A 17,312-nucleotide genomic window follows, 5' to 3' on the forward strand; every position below is an offset into this window, starting at 1 on the left:
CGTTAGTAGCGGATGCGGTGGCAGAGCGTGGTCTGCGATGAAAGGATACGTGGGTAATCGTCGGCCAGATCAGCGAAACCTGTCTCGCCGGAAATCAGGTGATCGAGGCTATCGTCTTGCAGCAATTCCAGGGCTTTCGCCATGCGTCGGCCAAAACTCCAGCGCGCTCTGCGGCAGGCAGGAACGGCGCCAACCTGTGAACTGATGAGACGCAGGCGCTTGGAGTGGAAGGCGCCACCGAGCTGGATGGAAATGCTCTTGTCGCCATACCAGCTTGCCTCGATGATGCGCGCTTCGGTGCCAGCATGTTCGATGGCCTCACAGAGCGCAGCCCCTGCTGCCGATGCGTTGATCAATACGTCAAATTCGCCCTTGAGCGTGCCAGACTCTGTGAAGGAGATGCCCATGGCGGCTGCATGGGCGCGGCGCTCGGCGTTGGTGTCCACCAAAACCGTCTCTGTGCTTGCGATTCGGGTAGAAAGATTTGCGATCAATGTACCGACAACCCCGGCGCCGAAGACAGCAACTCGGTCACCAGGTTGGATCATCGCATCCCAGACGATGTTGAGGGCGGTTTCCATGTTGGCGGCGAGAACACCTCGCTCAGGGGGAAGGCCTTCCGGCAGTAGGGCAATCATGTCCTTGGTGGTTACGAAACAGTCCTGATGCGGATGGAGGCAAAATACCCTCTTGCCGATCAGATCATCCGGGCCCGCTTCAACCGTCCCGACTGTCGAGTAGCCATACTTCACCGGGAAAGAGAAGCTGCCCTCCATGTGGGGCCCACGCATTCTCCCAAACTCGCTCTGCGGGACTTTGCCCGCAAGCACCAAAGATTCGGTTCCACGGCTGATCCCACTGTAGAGCGTGCGAACAAGAACCTGATCCGCTTGGATGGGTCCGATGCTCTCTTGCCTGATGGAGCAACTATTAGCGATTTCGATCCACAGCGCTCGGCAAGTTGTGTTTCCGCTACTCAAAGACTCGGCCGATGCTGATGCCAAAAGGGTGATCCTAATAAATGCGAATTCAATGGAGCGTATTGCCGGGACGCGCGTTTTGTTCCGTACCGGTTGCTAAAATAAATTCCGTGTCTGCGAGAAATCCGACCATGATCTTCTCCGTAGAGAACAAAAACATCTAGGGAGAGTATGTCACATGTCGTCTGCCACCCACGCTGCTTTTCAGTTTTCCACTCCTGAGATCGAGGTCGAGCGCGCCGTCTCCGAGCTTCGCTACGGTCGTCCCATCCTCTTCTCCTCGAACGAGCGACGTCTCGCGGTGCTCGCACTCGATGCCGTAGCACCTTCGATCTATGACCAATTTGCCATGGCGACTGAGAACGCCCATTCGCTGCTTCTCACCGCACCACGTGCAACGCGTCTGGGAATCTTTGGGAATGGAGACGTGCTGACACCGCTCTCAGGTGTCAGCTTCGAAGAAGCGTCGAAGTTCTCCTACGTTTTGGGCGCCGAGCGGCCACAGCATTGGACGAAAGCCGACGAGCTTGCATCGCAGACGGCGGAACTGGCTCGTGTGGCTCTGCTCCTACCCGCGATGGTCATGGCCGATGTCTCGTCGTCACCTGAACGTTTTGCCGGATGCTGCGAGCTTTCTGCGTCGCGCTTGCTGAATACGGAAATGGCGCTTCAGCGCTTCGAAAAAGTGGTGAGAACGCGCGTACCACTCAAAGACCTCGGCGATTCCGAATTCGTCGTGTTCCGTGGTGGCCTTGCGCAGAAGGACCAGGTTGCGATTGTCGTCGGCAATCCGGATGTGTCGCGCACCGTTCCGATCCGCATCCATTCGTCCTGCATCACGGGTGACCTCTGCAGTTCCCTGAAATGTGACTGTGGCGATCAGCTGCGCAATGGTCTCGCTTTATTGAAACAGGCCGGCGGTGGCGTCCTCCTTTATCTCGATCAAGAAGGTCGCGGTACCGGCATTGGCGCGAAAATGCGCGCCTATGGGTACCAGCATCTTGGCCTCGACACGATCGACGCCGATGCCGAACTTGGCCTTTCGGAGGACCACCGCCGCTACGAAGCGGCTGTCGCGATGCTGGGTCATATGAACATCAAGAAAGTCGCCGTCTATACGAACAATCCGACCAAGATCAACGGCCTTCGTGCCGGAGGTATCGAGGTGGAGGCACGCGCTCCGGTCACGGGTACGGTCACCGCCGAGAACCAGAACTACCTTCGCACCAAGACCGTCCGCGCCGGGCATCTGATGGACCTTGAAACGCTGGTCGCAGCCGAATAAGTCCAGGATCCCGGGAGGATAGACATGGCATTGATACAGGGCGAGTCGCTTGCAATCTTGAGAGACCGAAAGCCTCTCTTGCAAAACACGTTGGCAAACCTCGCCTGCCTGTTGTTCGCTACAATCGCCGTCGCTGTGCTAGTGCGCGTTGAAATGTCGCTGGGTTGGGATTTTGTCGTTGCGGCAACGCTGTCCCTCTCAGCAATATTCGCCTTTGTGCTGTATCTCCTTCCACAATATCCCCATCGGCAGTTTGGTTACGCCAATACGGTGACGGCCGTCCGGGCGTCGCTTGTGAGCTTGACCGCAGCGACCGTGCTCTGTTTCGAAAGTCTTCAGCAGGCAGACACGGTCTTGTGGATCCTCGTAGGCGTTGTGCTGGTGGCGCTGGCGCTCGACGGAATAGATGGCTATCTCGCGCGGCGTTATCGGCAGGAGTCCGAGCTTGGTGCGCGGTTCGACATGGAGGTCGACGCCTTCCTGATCCTCATCCTTTCCGTCGCGGCGGCTCTGCTGGACAAGGCGGGTGCGTGGGTACTGCTGATCGGGCTGATGCGATATTTCTTTGTGGCGGCGGGCTGGATCGCTCCTGCTCTCGCAGCGGATCTTCCGTCATCGATGAGGCGCAAATTCGTATGTGTGGTACAGGTGTCAATCCTGTGCCTTATCCTCGTGCCGGCAGTCATCGCGCCCTTTTCGAACTACCTGGCCGCGGCGGCGCTTTCGGCGCTCCTCTACTCGTTTGCCGCAGACATCTTCTATCTTGTGCGCAAGCGGGTAAGCGCATGACGGTGGCCAGGACGCTGTCGTCATCGCTCGGTCTTGCTCGGTCGCTCATCGTCTATTACGGTCAGCCGTGGCGACGTCTTGGGTTGAAGCGCTTTTATCGCTCGCTCATTTCTCCCGGACAGCTTGTTTTCGACATAGGCGCGCACGTCGGAAGCCGCAGTCGAACTTTGATCCAGATCGGAGCCCAAGTCGTTGCGATCGAGCCTCAGCCCCTTTTCGCAGACTTTGTGGAAAAGCATCTTGGAACGCAGCTTGAAGGCTTCGAGAGGGTGGCTGTGGGTGCTGCTCCCGGAAGTGTCGAACTGCTTATCTCCAGCCGCCACCCAACAGTCACCAGTGTCTCGTCCAGCTTTGTCGAATCGGTGAAGAAAAATGCGGGGTTCTCACACGTTCAGTGGGACGGGAAAGTCACTGTCCCTATGGTCAGACTGGATGATCTTATCGAAAAGTACGGGCTTCCGGCTTTCATCAAGATCGATGTGGAAGGGGCCGAAGCTGCTGTCCTGGCAGGCCTGAGCCAGCCCATCGACCTCATTGCGTTTGAGTACATTCCTGCCATGCCGTCGGTTGCCAATGATGCGATCGCAAAACTTGCCTCCCTCGGTGACTACCGTTTCAATCGCGTCGAAGGCGAAACGCATCGTTTCGTGTCGCAAGGGTGGAAAACGGCAAGCCAGATGCTGACGGATCTCGCGGCCATGCCGGCCGATGCAAAATCAGGCGACGTCTATGCGCGGATCGACCGTCGGTGAAACAAGTGTCAGGCGTGACGCGGTTGTCTCTTCAGTGCGCCGACGACAAGAAAGATGGCGCCCGGCGCAGTGCCAAGGAGCGACAGCCATCCATACGTAATGCTCGCCGCCAGTCCATCGAGTGGTGCAGCTCCCAACAAGGGCCAGAGCGCCATGGCAGCGGCCTCACGAGTGCCCCAGCCGCCGAAGCCTGTCGGAATGAGCATTGCCACGAGACAGAATGGGATGATCGTCAAACAGGCGACCCATGGCAGCTGCGAGCCCGTCGCGACAGCGGCTATGAAGAATATAATCACATAAGTCGAGACCACACCGGCACTCGTGGTGGATTGAACGACCCATGCGCCTCGTCGCACGAACGCCTCAGCGAGGCTGTGCCGCAACGTACTTTCTTCGGCCCACTTGGGCTTGAAGAGATAAAGCGCGACCACCGCAGTCAGGATCAAAGCCGCAACGACCAAAAAATAGTGTCGGAGTTGTTGCCCCAAATCCGACTGCGTGATCAGAGGCCAGATACTCAGTCCGACGAGCGCCAGAATGAAGAAGGCGATCTGTCCCGACAATCTTTCGAATATCACCGCCTTTGCAGGTTGCCGCCAGCCGCCGGGCTCGTCCACGCGCATTCTCCACGCCCTGATCGCATCTCCCCCCACGCCGCCGGGGAGTGTCTGGTTGAGAAAACTCGCGACATAATATTCAGCTATTGCCTTGAGCGGCGCGATGTCCTGGCCGAGACGGCGGGATGTGAAACGCCAGCGAAGCGCGGAGAGAACGATTTGCACCTGGACCAGCCCAAGGCACGCTGCGACAACAATCCACGAGGTTCGAGAGAGCGATTGTCCCAAAGCACTCAGATCCGTCCTCAAGAGGATCACGGCCAGAAAGGCAAGCGTGATGAAGGAGACGACGATTCGCAGTTTATTCAAGCGGGAAGACCTCTGCAATTTGACTGCTTTTCCAGCTCATTGATACGCGCTGAAGTGAAAGTGGATTGAAGTGAACGGGAAAATCGGGCTCAGCCGCAAACACATTAACTTGAAAGCCACGATCGGCGCAGTGCTTTTCTCTCTTGCAGCGCTGTTCGCGTTCAATCTGCCTGACCATCCCGGCGCGTTCAGCGTCGATACATTTGCGAGGCTACCGCTCGAGTGGGTGTTCATCGGCCTTCTAACTCTTCTCACGAGAGGCTGGCTTAGGCGCATCGTGATTTTCTTATGCGGCTTGATCGTCTTCCTCGTGCTTTTCTTGAAGCTTGCGGATATCGGCGTCCAGTCCGCCTTTCAACGTCCATTCAATCCGTATCTTGATCTGAAAATGCTTAAGGACGGCTGGAACCTGATTTCAGGTACGATCGGAACGCCAGCAGCACTTGCAGCGCTGATCGGCGGTTGTCTGTTCTTTCTCCTTGTCGCAAGCGTCTTTCTGAGGGCGCTGACGTGGATGGGGAAGGCTGACGGCTCGACGCGACGGGTTCTGACCACGGCGTTCGCGGCACTTGCGGTCATCGGGGCAGGGCTGATGTGGCTGGGCTTGCCGTGGATAGATTTCCGGACGCCGGCCTATTTGGCGAACAGACTGAGCCTTGTTGTCCGCTCAGCGGAGGACATGCAAGCTTTCGAAAAGGAACTTGCGACCGGAGTTGGCCCAACGGATGGACACGATCTTTTCCAGAGGATCAAGGGTAAGGACGTTGTTGTGATCTTCGTGGAATCCTACGGGCTGTCCGCAGTTGAAGACCCCCAATATGCCGGTACAACACGGCCGCGGCTCGTCGCGATCGACAATCAGATTGAAGCCGCAGGCTTACACGCGGCCAGTGGCTGGGTCACGTCTCCGACGGTTGGCGGCCTGAGCTGGCTTGCTCACGGCACCTTGCTGTCCGGGCTCTGGGTCGATAGTCAGGCGCGCTACGATCGGCTGATGATCAGTCGCCAACCAAGCTTGAACCGGCTATTTTCTGAAGCTGGATGGCACAGCGTAGCTGTGATGCCGGCGATCACCATGGCTTGGCCGGAAGCGGACTATTTCGGCTACGACCAGATTCTGTCGGCATCCGGCCTTGAATATCGTGGCAAACCTTTCAACTGGGTCACGATGCCGGATCAGTACACCCTGTCTGCTTTCGATCGCTTGGCGCTGAGGCCTGCCCATGATCGAGGACAAAACATCATGGCCGAGATCGCACTCATATCCAGCCACGCTCCTTGGACACCCGTGCCGACCCTCATCGATTGGGACAAGGTCGGCGATGGTTCAGCCTTTAACGATCAGGCTGTCGCCGGTGATCCGCCGTCCGTCGTCTGGGCTGATCCCAACCGCGTTCGTCGCCAATATATTCAGACGATCGATTATTCACTGGCGACGCTTGGGGAGTTCATGGCAAGGCAGCGCCGGGATGTGGTCTATATCATTCTCGGCGATCACCAGCCGGCGTCTATCATCACAGGACAGGGTGCTTCACGTGTTGTACCGGTGCATATCGTCAGCGATGATGCAGGCCTTGTTGCTTACTTCGAGGCCAAGGGGTTTGCTGGCGGCATGATGCCTGCCGATACGAGGCGAGAGCGACCGATGAGCGAGCTTCGCCAAACTCTGATCGATGCCTTCAGTGGCGCGCCTTGAGGCAAGGCGCGCCTGCCCGTATCAGGCAGATGCGCGTCCGCGCATGATGTCTTGCCAGGCATCATAGGCCGATAGAACCGTTTCCATCTGCGCCGTATGGCCCGTGATGAAATCGTCGCCGTAGATCGTTTCGTCCGGATATTCGGTAATCAAGGTCATTGGAACCGTGTGTCGATCATCGACGGATGAAAGGCAGGGGAAGCCGTTGATGATCTGAAAGCCGGTTTCGCCAGCGTGGATTTCATAAAGCGCGATTTGGCGATTGTTGTAATCGAGAAGCCCAGGGATCGCCCCGAGATGACGGGTGACTTTGTCCAGCAGCGCGTGAGCTTCGTGTTCCCAATCCGGGTGATGGCGGATGATGAGGAAAAAGCCCTTCGGCAATGTCCACATGGCGAAGTTGCGTGGGACATAACCGGAAAGCGGTCTCGTCCATTCATGCGATGGGTAGCCGTGCAGGTTCACGTGCAGCTTCGCGTTGCTTTTGTCTTCAGCCTTGAAACGGATTTCCTTCTCGAACAGGTTGGTACCCGCATTCTCGGAGGTCCGATATTCGAGGTCGTCGCCAAGCGCGGTATAACGGGCGGCATGGTGCATGTGGCGCGGGTTGTCGAGGCGAAGTCGCTGGTGGATGGCATAGCCATCTGGGTTCTCCAGCGGCGATATCGTAAAGTGAGACTGCTTTCTCTGGCCAAGCTTTTGGGCCGCACGAAGTGCGCCGACAATGCCGGTCGTTTCATTCGGATGTTGCCCGCCGCTGATCATCACGGCGGCATCGTCGCCGGACTTGTAGCGGGCGGAAAGGACGCGTCCTGAACGGGACCGTGCTTCGAAAACGTCTCCGCCGACTTCGGTCAGGAGCTTCCTCACCTGGCTTTCCGCGATCGGCTCGCGGGCGGTGTCGATCGTCTGCTCATGTCCGTCATAAAAACCTGTAGTGAGCGCGCGCGTCTCGATGACGATCGAAATCTCGCCGCCGCTCTTAACGATCTCCGGCACGATCTGTCCGGGTCTCAGACCTCGATCACCCAGTGGGCGGCCTGACTTCTTCTGGAAAAATTCGAGAAGTGAAAAATAAAAATCCTCGTGCAGCGCCTCGCGGAGGCTAACGACCTCATCGCCAACCGGCAACGAGATGTCTTGTGCGGGGTGAACAGCGTGGATGTTCAGCTCTTCGAAATAGGGCTCCTGATCACCCCAGGGATGATCGGCTATGGCTTTGATACCTGCGTCGAATAGCTTCTCGTAATCCGTCGCCAGTCGCTCGCCCGGCTGCTCGCCAAGCTTCAACCAGCCTGTGGGCGAGACATTGATTTCGCCGACGATCTCCGTATGCACCCGGTTCGGCGCAAGAACGGTCACGCTCTCGATCTGCTGCCCGCGCTTCAGCGAGACATCATAGCGAAAGTCACCATCGTTACGGGCGACGAAGTCAATCTTCGCCTCACCAACCAGAGCTGCGAGCGGATAGGCCTCCAGGCGGAAGCGGTTTGCCGGGGCGTTGGCATGGACCGGATAGTGCACTTCGATCGCGTCGACACCATCGAGGTCAATCTCTTCCAGGAAGGCGAAGAGAAGAGGTTTGTAAGCGCTGCGAATGCGGGCAGTCACGCCCTTCTCCTGCAACCGTCGTTCGGCCTCTCTCCGGCTTTCCGTGTCGTCGAAGGTCCAGGCTTCCAGCGGCTGGCCCGCAATGGCGAGCTCGACAATAGCGTCCAGTGTTCGAGTGAAAGTCTGTTTGAAGAATTGGGTCATCCGCTTACCTCGATGTTCTGCCGGTCGGATCGAGGCTATCGCGCAGCCAGTCGCCGAGGAGGTTGAGACCAAGAACGGTCAGAAGGATGGCAAGGCCGGGAAAGACGCTGACCCACCAAGCCGTCTGCAGATAAGTCCGCCCGTCTGCCAGCATACCGCCCCAGCTTGGGATCGTCGGATCGACGCCAAGGCCGAGGAAGGTGAGGCTGCTTTCGAGCAGGATGTTGGTAGCAATGTTCAGTGTCATCAGCACGATGACGGGACCAATGAGGTTCGGTAGAAGGTGCTGGAGAATGATGCGCCAGTCCTTTACGCCGATGGCGCGGGCGGACAGGATGAATTCGCGCTCCCTCAGTGTCAGTACCGAGCCGCGCACGAGACGCGCATATTGCACCCACTGCGATACGATCAGCAAGATGATTGTGTTCGTCAGGCTACCGCCGACGATCGCGATAAAGGTGATCGCCAGCAGGATGAATGGCATGGCAAGCTGGATGTCGGCAAAGCGCATTACCAGCATGTCCCAGAAACCGCGGTAGTAACCCGCTACCAGCCCGACCGCGACGCCGAAGATCACTGCACCGATGACAGAGGTGAAGCCAACGAGAAGCGAAATTTTGCCGCCGGCGACAACGCGGGCCAGCACGTCACGGCCGAGCGGGTCAGTGCCGAATGGATGGGCTGCATTCGCAAACGGCTTCGCCAGCCGCGCCATCAGATCGATTTTTTCCGCGCCACCTGGAAAGAGGAAATCGGAAAAAACGACGGCAAGGCAGATGACGACCGTAAGCGTTGCGCCAAGGATGAACTCAAGACTGTTGAAGCGCGAGAGGCGCGAGGTTTTTGCAGCCATCGTCTCTTACTCCGTGCGGATGCGCGGATCGACAAGCCCATAGGCAATATCGACCAAAAGGTTGATGCCGACGATCATCAGCGACAGAACAGTGATAACGGCCTGGAGAACGGGATAATCACGCGCGCCCACTGCATCGAAGGCAAGCGTGCCGAGCCCTGGCCAGTTGAAGACACGCTCGATGACGACGATGCCTCCGAGCAGGCCACCAAATTGAAGGCCGAAATAGGTTATGAGAGGAATGGCGCAGTTGCGCAATGCGTGCTTGTAGAGCACCTTGTTTTCGCTCAAGCCTTTGGCGCGCGCCACCATTACATATTGCGAGCGCAAGGTGTCGAGCATGGCCGTGCGAACCAGACGGACATTGGTGGCTGTCAGGATGACGCCCATTGTAACGGCCGGCATGATATAGCTTGCGAATCCGCCCATGCCGCTTGGCGGCAACCAGCCGAGCGTGATCGAAAATAGCAGCACCAGCATGGTGGCGAGCCAGAAATTTGGAAACGACAGGCCGATGAGCGAGAAGATGCGGATCACCTGATCCGCCGTCTTGCCGCGTGACGTGGCGGCCTTGATCCCAAGTGGAATGGAAAGCGCGATCGATACGGCCATCGAGATGAAAGCGAGGAGCAGTGTGGCTGGAAGTGCGTCCGCAATCAGTCGGGAAACCGGAGTGCTGCCCGTGAAGCTGCGCCCAAAATCGAGCGTCACGAGGCCCTTCAGAAAGTTGAGATATTGAACGAAGAAGGGTTGATCGGTGCCAAGCGCTGCACGGATGCGCGCAAGATCTTCCTCCGTCATGCTGCCGCCGCCCTGGAACATGGTGACTGCGGGATCGCCCGTCAGGCGGATTGCGAAGGAGACGAGAAGGGTGATGGCAATGACGACGAAAATCGCCTGCAGCAATCGCTTGATGAGAAAACCGGCCACGTACTTTTCCTTGAGAAATGTCCTGCCTTGCCCGCGAGAAGCGGGCAAGACGGTGTGTCAAATGGTCGGGAAGCTTATTCGACGGTGACGTCGGTCAGCTTCAGACGGTTGTCAGGCGGTGCGACAAAGCCCTTTACCCGCTTGTTCATGCCGTAGATGGCATTGGTGTTGTAAAGCGGAAGTTCGAGTGCACGATCGGCGGTATAGCTGCCGATTTCCTTCAGGATCTTCTCCCGCTCGGCACGGTCGGTCAGCGGACGCTGGGATTCCAGCATCTTGTCCAGCTTCTCGTCCTTGTCATAAGGGTTCCACTTCTCACCGGAGTGGTACATGGAATAGGCCGTATTGTCGTAGTCGAACGTCCAGCCGCCCCACTTCTGCTGGAACATCGCACCGGTCTTGCCCTGTGGGATGATGTCGTTCAGCAGCACGTTTGTTTCATAGGGCTTGATCGTGGCGGTGATGCCGACCATGGACAGGTAGCTGGAAATGACCTGAGCCACTTCGTTCATCGTTGCGTCATTGCCGCGAATGTCGATCTGGAGCGTCGTGCCCGGCTTCACACCGGCTTCGGCCAACAGCTTCTTGGCAGCTTCCGGATCGTAGGGCAGGGGCTTCAGTTCAGGATCGTAGCCAAAGGACAGGGCGCTCTGGAAGCTTGCGATTTCCGACGCCTGCCCCGCGAGGATCGACTTTACGATCGTGCCGCGGTCGACGGCCATGATGATCGCCTTACGCACCTTCGGATCGGCAGTGATGCCATCACGCGTGTTGAAGCGCAGTGCGTCCACGGTTGGGCCTGGAACGCTGACGATCTCAAGTTTGGAGTCGCCTTCGATCACAGGGATCATGCCGATTGGAATAGTCGGCGGAATGACCAGATCGACCCGGCCTGCCTGAAGTTCCGCCACTGCGGTGGCAGGCTCGGCGATAAAGCGGTATTCCAGTTCGGAAAGCTTCGGAGCCCCGCCCCAGTAATCCGGGTTGGCTTCCAGCTTGATGTTGTTTTTCGGAGCATAGGACACGAACTTGAACGCGCCGGTCCCGACAGGATTAAGGTTGAAGTTGTCCTCGCCCTTTTCCTGAATGTACTTCGGCGGAACAATCATTGCACCGTAGCCGGCCAACTTTGTCAGAAGCACGGGATCGGGTGCCTTCAGCTTCATATCGACCGTATAGTCGTCGATAACCTCGACGCTTTCGATCGACACGTAGTTGGACCGCTGTGGGCCCTTTGCACCCTGCTCGCCGAGAAGGCGCTCGAAGGTGAACTTGACTGCGGCCGCGTTGAAGGGCTCGCCATTATGGAACTTGACGTTCTGGCGCAGCTTGAAGCGGATGCGCTTGCCATCATCCAGCTCTTCCCAGGACTCAGCGAGGCCCGGCACCAGTTTCAAATCCGGGCCGCGATAGGTCAGACCGTCAAAGATGTTGGTAGCAACCGCCGCCCACTGAACCAGAAAGGTGTCGATCGGGTCCCAGCTACCCGGGTCCTGCGGGCTGGAAATGGTCATTTTGCCAGCGGCAAGCGCGGGTGACGCGGCGAATGCAACGCTGGCCAAGGCCAGTGATGTCAGAGCAGCGGATATTCCCCTTTTGATTTTTCTCATCTTCTGTTTCCTCTTCAGATGGTGTGTTGGATCGGTCAGGCACTTTGAGCGATGAAGTGACCTGGATTGATTTCCCGATGGGCAAGAATTGGTGGCTCGTCGCCAACGCGGCGCACCGGATTGGGGATCTCGCCCTCAATCATGGCGATGCGACGCTCTATCGTCGGGTCGGCGACCGGCACGGCGGAGAGCAGGCGGCGGGTGTAATCATGCGTCGGTGTCTCGAACACCTGACGACGGCTTCCCATCTCCATGATCTGACCGAGATAGAGAACCGCCACACGGTGGCTCATCTTTTCGACCACGGCCATGTCATGGCTGATGAAAAGATAGGCGAGGCCACGTTCGGCCTGCAGATCCATGAACAGATTGATGATCTGGGCTTGAATGGAAACGTCGAGCGCTGACAATGCCTCGTCAGCAATGATAAGCTTGGGGTCGGACGCGAGGGCGCGGGCGATACACACACGCTGCCGCTGCCCCCCGGAAAACTCGTGCGGATAGCGGGAAGCATGTTCGGACATTAAACCAACGCGTTCCAGCAATTCATCAACACGTCGTTTGACGGCTTTGTTATCGTTGATCAATCCATGAGTGTTGATCGGCTCGGCGATCGAGAATCCGATTGTCTTGCGTGGATCGAGCGAGGCGAAAGGATCCTGAAATATGTACTGAACTTCCTGGCGCATGCGGAAGCGCTCGGAGGCGGACATCTGCGAAAAGCTGCGCCCATTGAATGATATCTCGCCCGAGACGGCGTTCTGCAATTGCTGGATGGTGCGGCCGATGGTGGACTTCCCGGAGCCGGACTCCCCGACCAGCGCAAGCGTTTCACCCGGATGAATGTCGAAGCTCACCTTCTGCACCGCGCTCAAGCGATGCGTGGGCTTGCCGAAGAGGTTCTTACGGATGTCGAAGCGAACGAAAAGATCTTTGACGGAAAGAAGCGGCTTCTCATCGTATTTCGCCGTATCCTGAATGCGCTCTTCACCCACGGTTACCGGCTCACCATTCTGCAAGACCGTCAGTGGCAGGCGTTTGGGATAGTCTTCGCCGTGCATGCTGCCGAGGCGAGGAACAGCAGAAAGAAGCGCGCGCGTATAAGGATGTTTTGGATTGGCAAAGACGTCTTTGACCGAACCTTCCTCCACTTTTTTACCCTTCCACATCACCACGACGTCATCGGCCATTTCTGCCACCACGCCCATGTCGTGGGTGATAAACACCATGCCCATGCCGAGCTTCTTCTGCAGGTCACGCATGATGTTAAGGATCTGCGCCTGTATGGTGACGTCGAGCGCTGTTGTCGGCTCGTCGGCAATCAGCAGCTTCGGCCGGCAAGCGAGCGCCATGGCGATCATCACGCGCTGGCGCATGCCCCCTGAAAGCTGATGGGGATAGCGAGTGACAAGTTCGGCCGCATCCGGCAGGCGCACCATGTCAAGAAGCGATTTGGCTTGCGCCATCGCCGCCTGCTTGCTGACCTTTTCATGCAAAATCAGCACTTCGCAGATCTGATCGCCTATCGTGAACACCGGGTTTAGAGACGTCATCGGCTCTTGGAAGATCATGGCGATCTCCTTGCCGCGAATGGACCGCATCTCTTTCTGAGAGGTTTTTAACAAATCCCTGTTTTCGAACAGGATTTTTCCTGTTGGATAAGTCGCGCCCATCATGTCTGCGAGACGCATTGTCGAAAGGGACGTGACCGACTTGCCCGATCCAGATTCTCCGACGACTGCCACCGTCCGGCCCGCTTCCACCGTGAAAGACAGATCGTCCACGACGCGGCTGTCACCAAACTCAACGCTCAGACCTTCGACGGAAAGAAGCGGTGTGCTATCGCCCATGTGGGTAGTTTCCTTTGCAATGGTCGTATAAGCGCTCATGTAGCAAGGACCGTGCCAGGGGCGTCCAACTTAAGGACAAAACTGGTGAGCCTGCTTGTGGCGCAGACGCATAGATTGTCCAAAAGGTCGCTATTGGGGCCGATGATGAGCATCGTACTGTTTTCCTCCACAATACGAAGTGACGCTAACAAAGGCGAACAATCCTGTCCATCGTGTTGAACAATTTTTGCATATTGCCCTACAAATAGTCACATGCTTTTGTTTTGAGCCGGTCCACCAAGGGAGCCTTATACGCTCAAATTGAGGTGTCGATCGCGTTGTGACTGAGCGTCAGCCCGGAATTCCGTTCAAGTCAAAGCTGCTGATCGAGCTCCCTCAGCAACCGCTTTCGCTCTCTTTTTTTTGTGATTTGCCGCGTCAATGCCGTTGTGGCCCTGATCTCGACGGGCGTCTTCGTGTGGTCGAACTCAAACACCCGTGAGGCTCCGACTAATAGATCTTCCGTGCCGTAAATCCCAAGGATGGTGATCTCAAGTGAGAGAGCCTGAGTTTCCAGCTTTGAACCCAGAAAGCGATCGTCTTCAGAGCATGACCGGGTCGCGTAGTCGAGGATGCAGGCGAAGGTCCCCATGTCAACCATTGTCCCAGCGGCCAACGGTCCTTGTCTTGTCATGCGCTGCCAGCCGGTCGTCGTGCCGGAACTTCGAATGTCTTCCGCGTCGGTAATGTGAGCGGCATGTGTGTCGCTGGCAGTTCTGACGGTTGCGACGACACTTTGCACGTGGACCGGTTCACGGCTCATGTTTGTCACGAGGCACCTCGCGTCAAGCGTTCTGCTTTCACTGCGATTGATGACGAGCATCGGCTTGATCTGCCGCTGATGCCCGCCAACAAAAATATGAAGATAGACGGCCCAGATGCACAACGTGCCAATGCTTGCAGCTGCTGACACAATAGGAGCGTTGTCTTGAAGAAATGCCAGCATGATCTCGTGTGTTGTTCATCGCCACCTGGTTATATGAGCAATGGCGGCGTCAGCTATACGCTATGACAAGCTCAGAATGCGCCCCTAACAAAGCCGTCCGAACCATGTTCCGAGAAACGATAATGGGAGCACGACATACGGCTGCGACATCGGGCCCGATTTTCGGGAGACGCGCCGCTTCGATCAGAAATCGATACCGGGGACGCAAGTCGCTCTAGTTGCCACTGACTGGCTTGCCTCTAGAAAGCTGCGAAAACCAAGTCGCGTAGACGGTGCTCTTCACAAGGTGCCGATTGAGATCCGGCTCCCCATCATCCCACCACACCTTGCCCCTCTCACCAAGGGCGATCTTGGCGTCATCGACCCGCGCCCGTGCCTGCGCCAATGCCGCTTGATCGCCCTTCGCTTGCCGAACAGCGCGCCTCGCAGCCATCAGTTCCTTGACCAACCGTATCCTGGTGTCCTCGTCCAACGCAGGGTCGCTTTTGCGCCAGAGGCGTCCACGAACCACAAAGTATCGACCGTCCGGGGTGTCGGGATAAGAGGAGGACTTCGCGCGAGTGCTCACAACAACGACCCCTGTGCCGGCTCGATATCCTGATGAACCTCAGTTTCTCCGCGCTTGTTCAACTCGGTTTGGGCGCTGAACCGGACATCGCTGTCGCGATCTTGCAGATATCCGATCAGTGCTTCTGTGGACAGCCGATCCCAACCTTTGCCGCGATCTGGTCCGGCGGGCACGCGCGGTAGCAATCCCGGCTCAGCACTCCATGCGAGTAAGTCTTCTAGCGATGCAGCATTCAGCATGTCACGCAGATGATGAGCGGTGACATAGGCGTCTGGCATAGCGCGATGTGCTGGTAAGCCGATCTCATGCACCAAACCTTCCGGCATGCGCAAATATCGCAACATCTGATTGGAAAAGCGCGGAAGCTCGGGCCAAATCCTCAACGCGCATTTCCAAGTACATATCCAGGGCAATCCTCCTGTAAGCCGGGTAGTGCAATATCTTTGTTCGAAAGCTGCGCGGTGGGCGGCCAGTGCCGCTACTCCGCCGTCAGGACGCAGAACACTTGGTGCCACATCTTTCCAGAAGGGGGCACCCGCCACTTGCTCATCTAGAATGTGATGGATAGCCATGGTGTCGGCTGTAATAGGGCGACCAGGGTTGACGAAGAGCGCGCCGCGCTCGCTCGTTAGCGCCCAGCACCCTTCGTTCGTCAGCGCGACATCCTGCCAGCCAATCTCACAGACGTCACTCGCACCGTTGCCAGCGGTTTCCAGATCAATCACGCGTATGCGATTTGGCGACACCCTCAGTTCCTCTCCAGCCTCTTTCATCGATCATAAATCGAAGCCAAGCTGAGGTTGTTCCCCATCTTCTGCCAGGCTTTCGTTGGTAAGAGAGGAAAGAGTGACACCGAGCAAGCGAACGGAGCGTTTGAACGGATAGACGGTCGCGAGCAGCCCTGCGGCGGTTTCGAGTATCGCGTTGCCGTTGGCGAAAGGGACCGCGCTACTCCTGCTACGGGTCGCTTGCGTGAAGTCGGAATACTTGATCTTTACGGTGACGGTTTTGCCGCTGAAACCCTCGGCTTGGCAGTAGCTCCAGACCTTCTCGGCAAGTGGCTTCAACTCGTCGGTGGCCAAGTCGAGGTCATCGATATCCTTCATGAAAGTGTCTTCCGCACCGACTGATTTTCGTACGCGATCGGGCCGGACTTGGCGTTCGTCGATGCCGCGCGCGATACCATGGAAGTATGGCCCGGACTTCCCAAAATGCTGCGTGAGAAATTGTAGTGTTTGGGCCTTGAGATCAGCACCAGTCTCGATTCCCAATCGACGCATCTTCTCAGCGGTCGCCGGTCCCACGCCGTGAAACTTCTTCACCGCGAGTGCCTCAACGAATGCAGGCCCGCGCTTGGGCGTGATCACCGCCTGACCGTTAGGTTTGTTGAGGTCCGACGCCATCTTCGCAAGGAACTTGTTATAGGAAATCCCGGCGGATGCATTGAGGCCAGTCACCTTTTTTATCTTTTCGCGGATTTCCAGCGCAATCTCCGTCGCGATCGGCATATCCTTCAAATTTTCAGTGACATCCAGATAGGCTTCATCAAGCGATAGCGGTTCGATCAGTGGCGTGTATTCGGCAAATATCTCTCGGATTTGCTGCGACACGGCGCGGTAGACTTCAAAGCGTGGTCTGACGAAGATGAGATCGGGGCACTTTCGTGCCGCGGTTACCGAGGGCATGGCCGAATGCACGCCGAAGGCGCGCGCCTCATAGCTCGCGGCCGCAACGACGCCACGCGCAGCAGCGCCACCAACGGCGAGGGGCTTTCCGCGGAGATCTGGATTATCCCGCTGCTCGACAGACGCGTAGAATGCATCCATGTCCACATGGATGATCTTGCGAAGCGGTGAGGGGTCGAGAGAGTTCATAATGGCCAGAATAGCGGTTTCGAACAAAAGAAGAACACAACATGGGCGACGGCTTGCGCCAAGACATCGTGACTGGAAGTTTGCTGTGCTGATGAAACCAGCGGACCCATGGGGAGTTTGATCTCCTCAACATGTCTGAGGAGATCCATTATGGCTGACAACGCCACCAGCACCATTCGCGCCACATTCGAAACCCGCGAGGCGGCCGACCTAGCGGTGGAACATTTGGTGCAGCAGCACGGCATTGCTCGCCCGGATATCTTCATTCAGTCGGCTTCCGACGAAAACACCACAGGAACGGAATCGTCACGCGGCGACGTGAAGCGCGCCGACGCTCCCCACGAAGGTGAGATCGAAGTGTCCGTCGATATTGCAGCCGACCAGCTGCAGGCAGTTCAGCGCAGTTTTGGTGATGCCGGAGCGATCCGCGTTTCAGGCCGTTGAAGCAAACCGTCAAGC

General features: G+C 57.3%; 16 protein-coding genes. 5 read left to right on the forward strand and 11 right to left on the reverse strand.

Annotated elements, in window-relative coordinates; all coding sequences use genetic code 11:
* Nucleotides 1–2 precede the first annotated feature (2 nt).
* Nucleotides 3–791: a zinc-binding alcohol dehydrogenase gene (locus tag WKI41_RS02055; RefSeq protein WP_340191865.1), complete on the reverse strand. Its 789-nt coding sequence runs from the start codon at nucleotides 789–791 to the stop codon at nucleotides 3–5.
* Between the two features lie 367 nt (nucleotides 792–1,158).
* Here WKI41_RS02055 and ribA point away from each other — a divergent pair, with 367 nt between their 5' ends.
* Genes ribA through WKI41_RS02070 form a run of 3 tightly spaced genes read left to right on the forward strand, consistent with a single transcriptional unit; the run spans nucleotide 1,159 to nucleotide 3,806 of the window.
* Nucleotides 1,159–2,265: a GTP cyclohydrolase II RibA gene (gene ribA, locus WKI41_RS02060; protein WP_340191866.1), complete on the forward strand. Its 1,107-nt coding sequence runs from the start codon at nucleotides 1,159–1,161 to the stop codon at nucleotides 2,263–2,265.
* A gap of 24 nt (nucleotides 2,266–2,289) precedes the next feature.
* Nucleotides 2,290–3,054 (forward strand): CDP-alcohol phosphatidyltransferase family protein, encoded by a 765-nt coding sequence (locus WKI41_RS02065; protein ID WP_340191867.1) that lies wholly within the window; start codon nucleotides 2,290–2,292, stop codon nucleotides 3,052–3,054.
* Nucleotides 3,051–3,806, forward strand: a complete 756-nt coding sequence (locus WKI41_RS02070) for an FkbM family methyltransferase (RefSeq protein ID WP_340191868.1) — start codon at nucleotides 3,051–3,053, stop codon at nucleotides 3,804–3,806. Before WKI41_RS02065 ends, WKI41_RS02070 begins: the two co-directional genes overlap by 4 nt.
* A gap of 8 nt (nucleotides 3,807–3,814) precedes the next feature.
* Here the strand turns inward: WKI41_RS02070 and WKI41_RS02075 are convergent, their stop codons facing one another.
* Nucleotides 3,815–4,732, reverse strand: coding sequence for a flippase-like domain-containing protein (locus WKI41_RS02075; protein WP_340191869.1), 918 nt, complete (start codon nucleotides 4,730–4,732; stop codon nucleotides 3,815–3,817).
* A gap of 70 nt (nucleotides 4,733–4,802) precedes the next feature.
* Between WKI41_RS02075 and WKI41_RS02080 the strand changes: the two genes are divergently transcribed.
* The gene (locus tag WKI41_RS02080) at nucleotides 4,803–6,428 is read left to right on the forward strand and encodes a sulfatase (RefSeq protein WP_340191870.1); all 1,626 of its coding nucleotides are present in this window, start codon (nucleotides 4,803–4,805) and stop codon (nucleotides 6,426–6,428) included.
* Nucleotides 6,429–6,449: 21 nt separating this feature from the next.
* On the opposite strand, the gene WKI41_RS02085 is transcribed toward WKI41_RS02080, so the two are convergent.
* The 9 genes from WKI41_RS02085 to dinB form a co-directional block, all read right to left on the reverse strand.
* The gene (locus WKI41_RS02085; RefSeq protein ID WP_340191871.1) at nucleotides 6,450–8,183 is read right to left on the reverse strand and encodes a M14 family metallopeptidase; all 1,734 of its coding nucleotides are present in this window, start codon (nucleotides 8,181–8,183) and stop codon (nucleotides 6,450–6,452) included.
* Between the two features lie 4 nt (nucleotides 8,184–8,187).
* On the reverse strand, nucleotides 8,188–9,036 hold the full coding sequence (locus WKI41_RS02090) for an ABC transporter permease (RefSeq protein ID WP_340191872.1): 849 nt from the start codon (nucleotides 9,034–9,036) through the stop codon (nucleotides 8,188–8,190).
* A gap of 6 nt (nucleotides 9,037–9,042) precedes the next feature.
* Entirely contained in the window at nucleotides 9,043–9,966 is a 924-nt protein-coding gene (locus WKI41_RS02095) for an ABC transporter permease (protein WP_340191873.1), read from the reverse strand.
* A gap of 74 nt (nucleotides 9,967–10,040) precedes the next feature.
* Nucleotides 10,041–11,576: an ABC transporter substrate-binding protein gene (locus WKI41_RS02100; RefSeq protein ID WP_340191874.1), complete on the reverse strand. Its 1,536-nt coding sequence runs from the start codon at nucleotides 11,574–11,576 to the stop codon at nucleotides 10,041–10,043.
* Nucleotides 11,577–11,611: 35 nt separating this feature from the next.
* Nucleotides 11,612–13,426, reverse strand: coding sequence for a dipeptide ABC transporter ATP-binding protein (locus WKI41_RS02105; protein WP_340191875.1), 1,815 nt, complete (start codon nucleotides 13,424–13,426; stop codon nucleotides 11,612–11,614).
* 352 nt (nucleotides 13,427–13,778) lie between these two features.
* Nucleotides 13,779–14,411 (reverse strand): hypothetical protein, encoded by a 633-nt coding sequence (locus WKI41_RS02110; RefSeq protein WP_340191876.1) that lies wholly within the window; start codon nucleotides 14,409–14,411, stop codon nucleotides 13,779–13,781.
* A 214-nt stretch (nucleotides 14,412–14,625) separates the two neighbouring features.
* Complete coding sequence (locus tag WKI41_RS02115; protein WP_340191877.1) at nucleotides 14,626–14,979, reverse strand: hypothetical protein; 354 nt, start codon at nucleotides 14,977–14,979, stop codon at nucleotides 14,626–14,628.
* Nucleotides 14,976–15,704: a DNA polymerase III subunit epsilon gene (locus WKI41_RS02120; protein ID WP_340191878.1), complete on the reverse strand. Its 729-nt coding sequence runs from the start codon at nucleotides 15,702–15,704 to the stop codon at nucleotides 14,976–14,978. Before WKI41_RS02120 ends, WKI41_RS02115 begins: the two co-directional genes overlap by 4 nt.
* Nucleotides 15,705–15,755: 51 nt before the next feature.
* A complete protein-coding gene (dinB, locus tag WKI41_RS02125) occupies nucleotides 15,756–16,853 on the reverse strand; it encodes a DNA polymerase IV (protein WP_340191879.1) in 1,098 nt (365 codons plus the stop codon).
* Between the two features lie 150 nt (nucleotides 16,854–17,003).
* Between dinB and WKI41_RS02130 the strand changes: the two genes are divergently transcribed.
* Nucleotides 17,004–17,297: a hypothetical protein gene (locus tag WKI41_RS02130; protein WP_062441378.1), complete on the forward strand. Its 294-nt coding sequence runs from the start codon at nucleotides 17,004–17,006 to the stop codon at nucleotides 17,295–17,297.
* Nucleotides 17,298–17,312: the final 15 nt, after the last annotated feature.

The organism is Agrobacterium larrymoorei (assembly GCF_037722385.1).
Lineage (GTDB): Bacteria > Pseudomonadota > Alphaproteobacteria > Rhizobiales > Rhizobiaceae > Agrobacterium > Agrobacterium larrymoorei_C.

Excerpts from the sequence above, each read along its gene's own strand:
- WKI41_RS02065 (WP_340191867.1), top strand. The coding sequence starts at position 2,290 with ATGGCATTGATACAGGGCGAGTCGCTTGCAATCTTGAGAGACCGAAAG.
- WKI41_RS02055 (WP_340191865.1), bottom strand. The coding sequence starts at position 791 with ATGCGTGGGCCCCACATGGAGGGCAGCTTCTCTTTCCCGGTGAAGTAT.
- WKI41_RS02070 (WP_340191868.1), top strand. The coding sequence starts at position 3,051 with ATGACGGTGGCCAGGACGCTGTCGTCATCGCTCGGTCTTGCTCGGTCG.
- WKI41_RS02105 (WP_340191875.1), bottom strand. The coding sequence starts at position 13,426 with ATGGGCGATAGCACACCGCTTCTTTCCGTCGAAGGTCTGAGCGTTGAG.
- ribA (WP_340191866.1), top strand. The coding sequence starts at position 1,159 with ATGTCGTCTGCCACCCACGCTGCTTTTCAGTTTTCCACTCCTGAGATC.
- WKI41_RS02100 (WP_340191874.1), bottom strand. The coding sequence starts at position 11,576 with ATGAGAAAAATCAAAAGGGGAATATCCGCTGCTCTGACATCACTGGCC.
- WKI41_RS02090 (WP_340191872.1), bottom strand. The coding sequence starts at position 9,036 with ATGGCTGCAAAAACCTCGCGCCTCTCGCGCTTCAACAGTCTTGAGTTC.
- WKI41_RS02110 (WP_340191876.1), bottom strand. The coding sequence starts at position 14,411 with ATGCTGGCATTTCTTCAAGACAACGCTCCTATTGTGTCAGCAGCTGCA.
- WKI41_RS02085 (WP_340191871.1), bottom strand. The coding sequence starts at position 8,183 with ATGACCCAATTCTTCAAACAGACTTTCACTCGAACACTGGACGCTATT.
- dinB (WP_340191879.1), bottom strand. The coding sequence starts at position 16,853 with ATGAACTCTCTCGACCCCTCACCGCTTCGCAAGATCATCCATGTGGAC.
- WKI41_RS02130 (WP_062441378.1), top strand. The coding sequence starts at position 17,004 with ATGGCTGACAACGCCACCAGCACCATTCGCGCCACATTCGAAACCCGC.